This is a genomic window from Flexibacter flexilis DSM 6793 (genome assembly GCF_900112255.1).
Classification (GTDB): Bacteria; Bacteroidota; Bacteroidia; order Cytophagales; family Flexibacteraceae; genus Flexibacter; species Flexibacter flexilis.
This window is the reverse complement of sequence record NZ_FOLE01000008.1, coordinates 199,768-210,381: the sequence shown is the minus strand read 5'-3', so window position 1 is coordinate 210,381 and position 10,614 is coordinate 199,768. Positions and strand designations below refer to the sequence as shown.

The 10,614-nt window shown below is 47.7% G+C and carries 14 protein-coding genes; all 14 read right to left on the bottom strand.

Annotated elements, in window-relative coordinates:
* Positions 1-190: 190 nt before the first annotated feature.
* The 14 genes from BM090_RS13690 to BM090_RS13620 all read right to left on the bottom strand — a co-directional run bounded on the left by BM090_RS13690 (position 191) and on the right by BM090_RS13620 (position 10,603).
* Positions 191-1,018, bottom strand: coding sequence for a hypothetical protein (locus BM090_RS13690; protein ID WP_143083981.1), 828 nt, complete (start codon positions 1,016-1,018; stop codon positions 191-193).
* A 423-nt stretch (positions 1,019-1,441) separates the two neighbouring features.
* Positions 1,442-2,956, bottom strand: coding sequence for a hypothetical protein (locus BM090_RS13685; RefSeq protein WP_091514286.1), 1,515 nt, complete (start codon positions 2,954-2,956; stop codon positions 1,442-1,444).
* On the bottom strand, positions 2,922-3,551 hold the full coding sequence (locus BM090_RS13680; protein WP_091514283.1) for a hypothetical protein: 630 nt from the start codon (positions 3,549-3,551) through the stop codon (positions 2,922-2,924). The genes BM090_RS13685 and BM090_RS13680 overlap by 35 nt, the downstream gene beginning before the upstream one ends.
* Positions 3,548-3,841, bottom strand: a complete 294-nt coding sequence (locus BM090_RS13675) for a hypothetical protein (RefSeq protein ID WP_091514280.1) — start codon at positions 3,839-3,841, stop codon at positions 3,548-3,550. The genes BM090_RS13680 and BM090_RS13675 overlap by 4 nt, the downstream gene beginning before the upstream one ends.
* Positions 3,838-4,410, bottom strand: coding sequence for a phospholipase D-like domain-containing protein (locus BM090_RS13670; RefSeq protein ID WP_091514277.1), 573 nt, complete (start codon positions 4,408-4,410; stop codon positions 3,838-3,840). Before BM090_RS13670 ends, BM090_RS13675 begins: the two co-directional genes overlap by 4 nt.
* Before the next feature lies 1 nt (position 4,411).
* Positions 4,412-5,050 (bottom strand): hypothetical protein, encoded by a 639-nt coding sequence (locus tag BM090_RS13665; protein WP_091514272.1) that lies wholly within the window; start codon positions 5,048-5,050, stop codon positions 4,412-4,414.
* 23 nt (positions 5,051-5,073) lie between these two features.
* Positions 5,074-5,364, bottom strand: coding sequence for a hypothetical protein (locus tag BM090_RS13660; RefSeq protein WP_221405400.1), 291 nt, complete (start codon positions 5,362-5,364; stop codon positions 5,074-5,076).
* A 152-nt stretch (positions 5,365-5,516) separates the two neighbouring features.
* Entirely contained in the window at positions 5,517-6,389 is an 873-nt protein-coding gene (locus BM090_RS13650; protein WP_091514262.1) for a hypothetical protein, read from the bottom strand.
* A gap of 3 nt (positions 6,390-6,392) precedes the next feature.
* The gene (locus BM090_RS13645) at positions 6,393-6,767 is read right to left on the bottom strand and encodes a hypothetical protein (protein WP_091514258.1); all 375 of its coding nucleotides are present in this window, start codon (positions 6,765-6,767) and stop codon (positions 6,393-6,395) included.
* A gap of 39 nt (positions 6,768-6,806) precedes the next feature.
* Entirely contained in the window at positions 6,807-7,760 is a 954-nt protein-coding gene (locus tag BM090_RS13640) for a hypothetical protein (RefSeq protein WP_091514254.1), read from the bottom strand.
* Positions 7,761-7,809: 49 nt separating this feature from the next.
* Positions 7,810-8,247 (bottom strand): hypothetical protein, encoded by a 438-nt coding sequence (locus BM090_RS13635; protein WP_091514250.1) that lies wholly within the window; start codon positions 8,245-8,247, stop codon positions 7,810-7,812.
* Position 8,248: 1 nt separating this feature from the next.
* The gene (locus BM090_RS13630; protein ID WP_091514247.1) at positions 8,249-9,133 is read right to left on the bottom strand and encodes a S49 family peptidase; all 885 of its coding nucleotides are present in this window, start codon (positions 9,131-9,133) and stop codon (positions 8,249-8,251) included.
* Positions 9,134-9,335: 202 nt separating this feature from the next.
* Positions 9,336-10,067 carry a hypothetical protein gene (locus tag BM090_RS13625; RefSeq protein WP_091514243.1) on the bottom strand — a complete coding sequence of 244 codons (732 nt, stop codon included), beginning with the start codon at positions 10,065-10,067 and terminating at the stop codon, positions 9,336-9,338.
* Complete coding sequence (locus BM090_RS13620; RefSeq protein ID WP_091514240.1) at positions 10,064-10,603, bottom strand: hypothetical protein; 540 nt, start codon at positions 10,601-10,603, stop codon at positions 10,064-10,066. The genes BM090_RS13625 and BM090_RS13620 overlap by 4 nt, the downstream gene beginning before the upstream one ends.
* Positions 10,604-10,614: the final 11 nt, after the last annotated feature.

Here is a 10,614-nt window from a genome sequence, read left to right as displayed (position 1 = left end):
TCGCGGCGTGGATTGCTCTTTTTTTCGGGCGTGCTTGTCCCGTCGGCCTGTGGGCTGGCCGTTTGTTTGTTATTCTCGTAAGATTTCATGATATTGCTGCCCTTCTAAAGAGGCGTTTACGTTGTTAAAATGTTTACGTGTTGGCCGCTTGGTACTGCAATACCTTGCGGCCTTTTTTATTTAAAAGTGGTTAGAGTGTAAAACAGTTAAGTTCTGTTTGCTTTTGGTTGATGGCTTCTTCTACCTTTTCACGCAAAATAGTTAAAATCTCTTTGCATAAATTTTTGTTGCTAAAGTCCACGTTTTGGCCAAAAGTCCCTGTTATTTTTAAATTAATACTATCGTCAGCCGTTCGTAAAATACTCTCTAACACCATTTTTCTTGATTCTAAGTTATTCAATACGGTGCTTAGATGTTGGGCTTGTTCGATGCGTTCGGCACGTTCAGCGGCCAAAATCTTAGGTATTAAACGCCTGTTTAATTCGGCTTGTTCTTCGGCGATTCGGGCGGCTTCTTTGGCGGCTTCGGCCTCTGCTTTTGCCTGTTTTAACTCTTCTTGTGCGATGCGTAGGGCTTCGGCGTTTATTCTTGCTTCGGCTCTTGCTTGCTCGGCGATTTGGTTGGCTTCTTCTGATTTTTGCAAAGATTCAATCATTTGATTAGTGGCCAAATCCTGCACTTGCTCGGCTATCTGTACCATGATTTGCGGTAGTGTTTGGGCTGCTGCCTGTGCTGCCTCTTCTGCGGCGATTCTGTCGGCTTCTGCTTCGGCGGCTTGTACAAGCTCTTCGCTAAACCCTGCGCCCTGTGTGGCCTCTTGTTCCTGTGCTATGGCTTGCGGCTCTACCTGTTCGGGTGCTGCCTGTATCGCTTCTGCGCCCTGTGTGGCCTCTGCCAGTGGTTGTACTTCGCTACCTGTTGAAACATTAAATTTTGCTTTGGCTTCTTCGCGTAAAGCTGCGATTTCTTCGGGTGTTCTTTGGGGCTTTTCTGCCGTGTGGTTGTTCTTTTTTGCCATGATTGTAAATGCGTTTAAATGGTTAAAAATGTTTGTTAAATAACTGTCTTTCAATCCTTTAACATTATAAAGATAGGCAAAAAGTACGGATTATGCAAGTGTTTGTCTCATTTTTTTTAAATTAATTTGCTCTTTTTCAGGTACTTACGCGCAAAAAACGTTGTTTTTTGTCTCAAAATCTGCGATAGCAGCACGCCCCGCCCTGTCGGCTGCGGACAACTGTCCATGTGTCAAAATAGCGTTATATGATGCGCTGGGCGTTGGTGGGTGGTCGGGCTGGGTAAGGCCGCGTAACGCGCTCACAGGCCAAATAAAAGGCCTGTACCGCTTCGCGGGTCCCCTATGGGAAGGGCGTGGAAAAGGTGGGCGTAAGCATAAAAAAAGCCCCCTATGCAGGAGGCTTAGAATCTTACTGTCAATTGGTTACATCATCGTCTCTGGGATATAGTTACTCACACTACCGCTATTCATCAACTTACCATACTTGCCATAACACAGCGTATCGTCTGCATCTGAAAAGTGGGTGGTTTCTTCTTGTGCAGCGTTTATATCGCGCTCAGCTCGCTTGTCCTTCTCAAAGCCATTGCGCCCTTGCAACACGCCTGCATTCTGCTTGGAGAGGAGCAAATACTTACAATTGCGCTCATTGTAGCGTATGCGGGGCAGTCGCTCGTCGGCCTCACTGTGCGCCATTCCCCAAAATAGATAACGCGTGTGGTGGCTGGCTGCTTGCCCGATATAGTGCGGGACAACTGTCCAACCTCGCTTGCGTAACACGGCCATAAACTCGTCGGCGAAGCTGGTAGGACGCGATGCGTCGGTAAAGACGGCGGTATGGTCATAATAGAAATTAACCTCTTTCTTGGTCTTGGCCTCGTAGTAGTCGCAGAACATGGCGGCCAAGTCCTGCAATCGTTTGGGCGTCTTGACAAACAGCGCATTCACCGCACGGCTTTCAATGAACCCGTTACGGCTATGCTCTTGCCTGACTACCAATGTATTGATGTGTGCGCCCCAATCGCAAGCGATGTCAAAGGGGCGGTTCATGTCGATGTCGCCGTCTGCTCTACAATCCAAATCCGTTACTTTGCTAAAATCAAAACCCAAACTGTCCAAATAGCGGTAATTGCTGGAGGCGTAGTAATGCACCTGCTCATTGAGCAAGGGATAAAAACCACCTTCTATTTTCGTGGGACGAATGCACTTAATTTCTCCGTTGTAAATCAAGGGCGGCAATTCGCGTTCCATGTTTTTGAACCATTCATCGCCCAATACCTCACGATTAAACTCAGAGGGGGCGCGGATATACAAATACTCTTTCGGGTTGGCCTGCGCTAATTCTTCCATTTTATACAGCCATTTGCCGCGTGTATTCCAAGGAATTGTCCCAACAAACATAGTGCTGTGGTGAATGGGCAGATTCGCATACGGCTTGTCTTTATTACTGCGGTTAGTGGCCAATACATCATGGAATAAATCGTCATACTTGAGCAACTGCATTTCATCACCTGTTACCGAATCGGTATTCAACCCGCGCCCGCTCCCAGGGCGGTCTTGTGAAACAAAGTGGAATCCTGCGCCCGTGTACCAAATCATGAAGTGGTCGTAAGCCAACGGCGGTTGGTACGGCTCTGGCCATTTCCAAGCCTTGGGCGGCTTTCTTCCGACAAAATAATGAATGTCTTTGTGGTAGCCTAAACGCGCCAAGCCCTCAATGGTAGAGGGCAAGGTGCGGGTAATGATTTGAATATAGCTTTCACCCACGATTACATTGGCCGAACGGGGCATTTTAATGGCGATGTCCTTGATTCTCCACGCTAAAATACTGGATTTACCAAGCCCACGACCACCCTCTAAAAACTTGTGTACCTGCATGCCTGTCGCCAACATGAGCTGCGGTAAATTAAACTTGAGAATGGTCTGTTGATTCGCTGTCATGGGAAGGAGTAATCGGAATAGGGATAGGTTGCGATTTATTTAATTCGTTAGCCATCATGCCCACCAAATTGACGGCCCCTGCTTGCATGAGGGATTGCATCATGGAAACAGAAAAATCATTGAGCACCAACTCGTAAGTATGTGGCTCAAGGGCGGCAAAATCGGGCATATCAATGTCCACTTCGTTTAAGTTCGTGGCCTTAATGAGTTGGGCAATTGCGCCGTTCAACCCTTTAGGGTCGCGTAAACTTTTTGATAACTTGATACTATCAAAACATTGTTCAATGACTAACCTGCGCCAAAACTCTTTTTCGCTTCTATTAATCGAACCAAAGATTTGTTTGGTTTTACTGATATAGCGGTAAGCCGTCGCACGCTTCACGCCATACTTGAGCATGAGCATATTGACTACTTCTGATTCTTTCACGAGGTTGCGGATTTGGTTGTCGGCAAAATCGTAGATGTCAAACAGTTTCTTTTGTTTGTCGGACAGTTCGCCATTGCCTGTGCGCAAAAATTCGATAATGTCGTCTTCATCAGAACGCTGTTTGGCTGGCTTGCCGAAGTTTTCGGGTTCATTCGCGCGGCTGCTCATCGTATTTCCTCCCCTAATTTAATCGAATCAATCAGCTTGAGCGCGGCGGTAATGGCGGGCGATGAACCTTGTTGCGCCAATTCAAAATTCTTTTTGCGTACCAAGGCCTCTTGGCGCAGTCGCCCACGTTGGACAGTTTCGTAAATTACCCCTGTACGCATTTGGTAGCTGGAGACGAAACGCTCGCGCTCTACCTGCATAATCACGGCCAATTCCTCAAGGCTAAAGAATAGCGCGGCCATGTCCTCTAATGCGGAGAGTTGTTCTTGGTTTAGGTTTAGTTCGTTCATTTATTTATCTCGTTTTCAATGACTTGTTTGTAAAAATCTGCTACCGCTGGGAGTGTAAAAATAGTCCCTGCCTCCAAACGCGGATTGTTGGTAAAGTTGGCGGAGCTAACCACCGCAACGCCCCACTGGGCATTTTGTATCACCAATATTTTGGCGTGGCAATGGGTCTGTTTTAGGCGGGTGGCCACAGCCTGCGCGAACTGCCATGCTTCGGGTTTGCGCTTTTCGGTGCGGTAATCAAACACGCAATCAAAGGCCGTAATTTGCCCCTGCTCAATGAGGTTGTGAATGCTTCTAAGCGGGTCTTCCGTGACTGCCCACGTGGTCATGGCCACGCTCGCTGGGCCTGTTTGCTGTAAAATATGCTTGAGCAGTTCGTGGCTGCTCCACTGGCCATGGGTGGCAAAAGTGATGATTGTATTTTGCGCTAATTGCCCAATAACTTCCCGCAATTGCTTGATACTGTTGCCTTCTATGGCCTGAATGTCGGACAACTGTCCGAGAAGATAGGCACTGGCCGTTGGCTGGCTGGCGGGGCTTTCGGTGGTTTTATCTAAAGAAAATAACATCTTAGTCCTGCGGTGTTTGTTGGGATAAAATACGCTCAATCATTGCACGGCGTTGCTGCCAAACGTCGATGTTTTCGGCACGTTTGCGGCCTGCTCGGGCGTGGGAAATGTTGGCGATGAGATTGCGCCGCATTTTCTCCAAAACGGCGCGGTCAAGGGCTTGTAACTGCTGCTCCTCGTGGCTGGGGGGCGGGGGTAAATGACCAAATTCCTTGTAATAATCCACCGTTTCAAAGCCTTGAGAGAGCGAATCGAACAGCTCCAAGATTTGAAAGGCCAAGGCTTTGCGCTCCTCGTCGTTGCTGGCATAGCGAAGCTGGCCATGCAAAAAAGAGGCTTGGGCATACTGGCTTTTGGCCTGTTTGTCAATAGAGATTACCGTTTCATTGTCAAGGGATTGAGAGAGGTGAGCAACACTGTTTTGTATAGCCTGCGTTTCGCGTGCTTGCTGAGCGGATTTAGCGGCTTGGCGCAAAGTTTCGGCGATGCCCGATAGGGCTTCGACTAACTTTTTGTGTGCAAAGTTGGAGGGGGTGGCAAAGAGGGAAAGCAGGGCGGCATTATTGCCGTACTGCTGATAAAGGGCTACGCCCAAAGCGTAGTCCCTGCCCGAAGCCAACCATTGTTCAATTTCATTCATGCCGAAATTACGGCATGAAGAAATTAAGGCAAAAGGACAGTTGTCCAACGGGCAAGCACCCACAACACGCAGCCTTGCCCGTCCGTGTAGGTTTCATACCCGTTGGCTTGCAAAGTGTTGGCCACTTCTGAAGGCTCAAGCAAAGAGCCGTGATGCGCGTTGAGATTCTCGGCGATTTGGTCGGAAGAAAAGAAATGGTCAGCCTCCTGCATCGTGCAAGGCCTGTACGATGTCATAAACTCATCCAATATCTTTTTGTGCGAGGCGGCCATAAATGAGGTGCTTGGGTGCTTCGCCAAAACAATAGCTAACAACTACAGGGGGGCTTGCGCCCCCACACCCAAGCAAGGCCTTGCAAGCATGGTCGTAATTGTTAGTAAGAAAAATTGTTTTGGCGTTACAAACATAAAAAAAGGCTTCTGCAATGCAAAAGCCTTTTTCGTAAAAATATGAAGTAGTTTAGGTATTAGGTAATTTGAAGGGTGATGTCAAGCGTATAGCTTTCCACCGTCGTACCTGTGGGCGTACCGTCGTGGGTGATGCGGCCTATCACTTGGAACGGGAACAGGCCTGTCGCCTCTGGCGTGCCTGTAATTTCAATCTTGCCCGTTTCGGTGTTGAGGGCAAGCCCCATGCCTGCGGGCAAGGTGTTGGCATTCATCACGCTGGCCTCATGGATTTTCTTGGACGGAAGCACAAAAAACTGGTGGTTGGCTGCTGCTTGCGCGATGGCATAGATGCCATTGCCCAAAGCCACGTAGCTTGGGGCACCCCCCACAAAGGAAATGGCCAAGGTAAGGCTTGGCTCAAGCTGTACTACTCCTTTGTAAATGGGAGCAATACGACCCAAACTTTTCCATGTAATTTCGGCTCCTTTGCCGTCTTTTACGGCTGTGCCTGTGGTGATTTTTCCTGATTCGTACTTGGCTGGCAAGCCCTCAGAACCCACAACACGCCAGTAGGTTGTATCTAATTCACGAACCAGCAAAACCATGCTACTATTCTTGAATTTTTCGATAAAGCCCAAAAGGTAATCCTTGTTGCCTGGATGCCAAATTTTCAATGGGTTTTCGGCGGATTTACCGTCTGTATCCCCCACAATTTCGGATTCCAAGCTCCCTTTTTGCTGTGTACAATAGATTTTTTTCCAAGACTTGCCTGGCTTTAGTACGAAATTTCCTACCAAGGTTACTTCGTCTTCAAGAGAGGTTCTTTGCTCCTCTGGTTTGGTTTTGGGAAAAACGAGAATGTCGCTGGCTAAGATGTAACACAGCTCGGATTGAATGCCTGCATCATTATTTTGGCCATTCTCCCACAGAATATCTCTAATGTTATACATGGCTTAGATTCCTTTCTCCTGCGCTGGCACAGGCTTTAAGTACAAATCCACAAAGCCGTTAATTTCCTTCACCAATTTGGCCAAGAGTTTGGCATCGTCGGCCAATTGTTCGGCGGTAATCACCCCCAAGGGTGTGGAAATTTTGGGGGCGGCCAAATGGTAGTCGCGGCCTTCAAAAGTAATGGCCACTTGTCCATGCTTGCGCTCGGTTTGCTTGATGCGGGCTTCGGACTGCGCCAACTGCTCGGACAGCTCTTTGATAATCGCGGCTTGCTCGGCTTTGTCGGCCTCTAACTGCGCATTTTTGGCGCGTTCTGCTTTTAGTTCAGCCTGTAAGTCTTGTTCTTCGCTTACAGGCTTTTTGTTTTTATCTTCCATTTAATCAATGGTTTTAAAGCGTTTATAAAAAGATTTAGGTTAAGCGACAAGATTGCCAAAGACTTCGCCTTCAATGGTTTCAAAGCCCACCCCACGTTTAAAGTCCACCATGCAATTGATGATACGGCCAGTCCATTGGAATGTCATATTCACTTCTTCATTGATGCCATCTTCCATGTAGAGCATATTGTCTTTGTGGCCTAACATAATGCGACCTTCTGGCCAGTTAAGCGGTGCAACCAACTCACAGGTTGTTCCGTCCAGCGTGCTGTTCATCACTATTGCATTTTGAAATTCTGCGCCTCTGCGTCTGCGGTTGTATTTCAACAAAGTACGTTGGTCCACGAACATTTGCAGACCAGGCAAACGCTTGTTGAGCGGCACGGTATCAAACATTTCTTCCAATTTGCGCACCACGTTGTCTTCGGTGATAGCACCAAGGGCATAGGGAACAATTTTGCCTGCGGCAACGGCATTGTTGTAGATTTTTATCCAGCCATCAAAAGAGGCCAAAGTATCACCCGCTACGCCATCAGGCGGAGGGCCTTGATAATCGCCATTGACCACTACGTTGTTAATATCGTAGCGAAGTCGTTGCAATACTTTATCCACTATCTTTCCGACAAAGGGTGTTTTGGTGTATTGAGAACCGTCTGTTTTCAACCAAGCCAAGGCGGTACGCTCAATCTCCTGTGGGGTGATTTCAATATCTATTTTACAGGGACGAACCATATTGAGTTCTGGCTTGAATTTAACACCGCCTTTGGGGGTAAACTTGGTTTGGTAAGGCTGCATGACATCGCCTTTGTGTTGTATGACGGTGGCCACCAACTGGTCTTTTACGCCATATTCTGGCTTGCAGAATATTCTCCAGTCTTCCTCTTTTTCGAGTTTATCGACAATGGTTTTCTTCTCGTCTCTATAATATGCTCCCAGCATATCATTGACTTCTTCAAGCTCTATGCTTTTTCCTGCAATGTTAATCGAAGGCATGGTGATGGGGTGAAGGGTTTAGATTAAAAAATAAGGTTGATTCATTGCGTTATTTTCGATTATGAAAATCCTCTGCAATTTGATTGAGTGTAAAGTTGGTGGACGCGTACACAGGCACTTGCGCATCTGGCTTACTGCCATCGTCTTCGGCTTGGTGGTTGAGCGGATTAGAATGCTGCGAACCTGGTTCTTTGCCTAATTTTTTGATTTCGGCTTGGGCTGCCTCGTACTTGGTTTGCAAATCGGCCAAAGCCTGCGTTTTGTCGTCAGCTTTGAGCTTGGTATTGTCGGCGATGGCCGCGTCAAGTTGCTGCTTGAGCGTGTCATAGCCTGCGGCTTTGTTGGCCGTGGCTTGCGCAACGAAAGCCATGCCCGTGATGCCTTGTGCGCTCAGCTCGTTGTTTACTTTGGCGATGTCTTCGGCGGAGATTTCGGTTTTGCCTGCAAGGGCTACTAAGGCAGGGAATTTTTGGAATGAAAAAGCCATGTTATGATTGGTTAAGAATTTGCTGATGAAGGAATTGGACGGCTTCAGTGTAGGTTTTTACCCCGTCAATCAGGCCAATGTCAGCCGCTTGGGTGGCGGCATACATTGCGCCATTGAGCGGGGCTTTGGTTTTGCTGTCAATTTTCAAATTGGGGCGATTGGATTTGACCCAATCTTGGAATACCGTGTTAATAGCACCAAGTTGCTGTTTCAGGGCTTCGGGCTTGCCGTCAAGGGCTTGGTAGTACTCGGCATTCTTCACATCGCTGTCTGGAGCCGTGATGTAATGCTGGGTAATGCCGTCTTTTTTGAGCTTTTCGCGCACGTCGGTTAGCAAGATGGCCGTGCCAATGCTGCCCACTTGGGTGGTGAGGTTTTGGGCAAACAGGTGATGGGCGGAAACGCCAATCCAAACGCCTGCCGAGGCTATCATATCTTCGGCCAAAACCAAGGTTTCTTTTACTTGCGATACTTCATTGATGGCGCGGGCAAAAGTTTCTGTGCCTGCAACTGAGCCTCCTCCCGTATCGGTGATAAACATAATCCCGCCCACGTTGGGGTTTTCGGCGGCTGCATAAGTGGCTTGTGTCAGCTCACGTGTTCCTACCGAGAAGCAGGTAGAATCTTTGGTAATCGGGCCTTTTACTTCGATGACCGCAATAGAATTTTTCGGAACGTTAGAGGCCGTTTTACTGGCGGCTGTAAAGCCTGTGGCATGATCCCCCACGATATAGTAACATTCAGGCTCAAGGATTTTGCGCGGAGTCTTCTCGGTACTGGCTTTGCTCAAATAGTCCATTACCATTGGGTAAACGCCTGTTAGGTAGCTTTCGTGAACTAACCAGATGTCTTGGTTTAAAATGGATAAGGCCTGAAAAATATTCATGCGATCGGGATTTGGATTGCTAAAATGTGTTGCAAACCTGCCTGATTCATGCAGCTAAAAAAAGGACAAACAAAAAGCCTATGCAGTTGCTGCATAGGCTTTGCAATGAAGAGGCGGGCGCATCTCGTGTATTGCCATTACTTGCCTACACTACTCAGCTATTGCCATTGTTGGCCCTACTGTCTCGCGCCTTGCCATGTCTTTAAAGTAGCTGAATCACAGGGATATAGTTGTCTGTCATTGCACCTGCTGCCAATACTTTATCCGTCAGACCACCAATGGCCTGTATTCTGTTGTATCCGATTTTAACGACTCTGGAGAATGCTCCGTAATATTTTTTGCCATCGACTGTGATTTGAATAGCAAAGGCAAAATATTGATTCTTGCGAATGTCTCTGCCCGATGAGCTTTTAGTCCCTCTGGGAATGAGCCTGTAATGTCCTTCCTCGTCCACTGGCATGGTTCTAAACCATTGCTCGCGCTCAATCGGCACGGCCAACAGGCTGTTTTCAGCGGGCAAAGCAAACTCGGTAGCGCGGCCAACGTTGGCCGAATCGTTGTGTTTGGGGTGCGTCCAACGCGCTGAGATTTTGAACTTTACGGATAAATCCGCCCCATTTCTTTTCTTGCTTTTTTGTCTGGGCTTGCCTCGCAAAAGGCATACAATCGGCTGGTATTCAAGGAACTTTTGATTAAACGCCGACCAACGCAAATAGATGTTGTTGTTATCGCACAAGAGGGTGAGCTGTGGAATGCTAATTGGTGGCTCTGCATTGACATTGGCGGCCACAAAAGCCTTGAGCTGGCCAAGCGTTACTTTATAGGTTGGCTCATTGCCCGATTCGTCGGATAGAGGGAGTAAATCCGTGCCTTTTAGTTCGCGGGGTAGGGCGGGTAATTGAAATATTTTGCTGCCTTCGGATGGTTGTGTCATAGGAGTATCGGGGTTTGGTTAGTCTGAAAAATAACTGAACCTGAATTAGTTAGCAGGTATTGGGGCGGGGCGTAGAAGGGCGCGGGATTCGGGTTTGTTCCTTCCCATTTCATCGTTCGGTAATTGCCTTTATTTACAGTACCCTTGTTGTCCAAATCTGCTTTAGACAAGAGCAAAGGATAATCCTTTGAACCAAAGATTTTGCGCTCTTCGGTGCTGAGTTGAGCCACTAATACCACAGGAATACCCGCATATTGGGCAAGCCATTGCGTTACGTCGGGGCGGTCTTTGGGAATGTTACAACCCACTTCGATTTTGTAGGCTATTCCGTGTTTGCTGCGGCTGAAATTCTCGGCGTAATTGCCTGTTTGTTGCGTGAAGATAATCTCCCCCACATTGGCGTTTTCTGCAAGGGTTAAGGCTTGACTGACAACACTTTGAACGGGATAATAGTCTTCTGTCAAATCACGGCAAGCAATGATTTGCAGGCCTGTGATTGCGCCGAAATTGTCCCCTGAAAAGCGTGTGATGTTCATTTTACAAATGT

Bases quoted from the DNA above. Each gene is read 5' to 3' on its own strand.
- BM090_RS13640 (WP_091514254.1), bottom strand. From the start codon at position 7,760: ATGCCTTCGATTAACATTGCAGGAAAAAGCATAGAGCTTGAAGAAGTC.
- BM090_RS13690 (WP_143083981.1), bottom strand. From the start codon at position 1,018: ATGGCAAAAAAGAACAACCACACGGCAGAAAAGCCCCAAAGAACACCC.
- BM090_RS13665 (WP_091514272.1), bottom strand. From the start codon at position 5,050: ATGAATGAAATTGAACAATGGTTGGCTTCGGGCAGGGACTACGCTTTG.
- BM090_RS13620 (WP_091514240.1), bottom strand. From the start codon at position 10,603: ATGAACATCACACGCTTTTCAGGGGACAATTTCGGCGCAATCACAGGC.
- BM090_RS13635 (WP_091514250.1), bottom strand. From the start codon at position 8,247: ATGGCTTTTTCATTCCAAAAATTCCCTGCCTTAGTAGCCCTTGCAGGC.
- BM090_RS13670 (WP_091514277.1), bottom strand. From the start codon at position 4,410: ATGTTATTTTCTTTAGATAAAACCACCGAAAGCCCCGCCAGCCAGCCA.
- BM090_RS13680 (WP_091514283.1), bottom strand. From the start codon at position 3,551: ATGAGCAGCCGCGCGAATGAACCCGAAAACTTCGGCAAGCCAGCCAAA.
- BM090_RS13675 (WP_091514280.1), bottom strand. From the start codon at position 3,841: ATGAACGAACTAAACCTAAACCAAGAACAACTCTCCGCATTAGAGGAC.
- BM090_RS13645 (WP_091514258.1), bottom strand. From the start codon at position 6,767: ATGGAAGATAAAAACAAAAAGCCTGTAAGCGAAGAACAAGACTTACAG.
- BM090_RS13685 (WP_091514286.1), bottom strand. From the start codon at position 2,956: ATGACAGCGAATCAACAGACCATTCTCAAGTTTAATTTACCGCAGCTC.
- BM090_RS13650 (WP_091514262.1), bottom strand. From the start codon at position 6,389: ATGTATAACATTAGAGATATTCTGTGGGAGAATGGCCAAAATAATGAT.
- BM090_RS13630 (WP_091514247.1), bottom strand. From the start codon at position 9,133: ATGAATATTTTTCAGGCCTTATCCATTTTAAACCAAGACATCTGGTTA.
- BM090_RS13625 (WP_091514243.1), bottom strand. From the start codon at position 10,067: ATGACACAACCATCCGAAGGCAGCAAAATATTTCAATTACCCGCCCTA.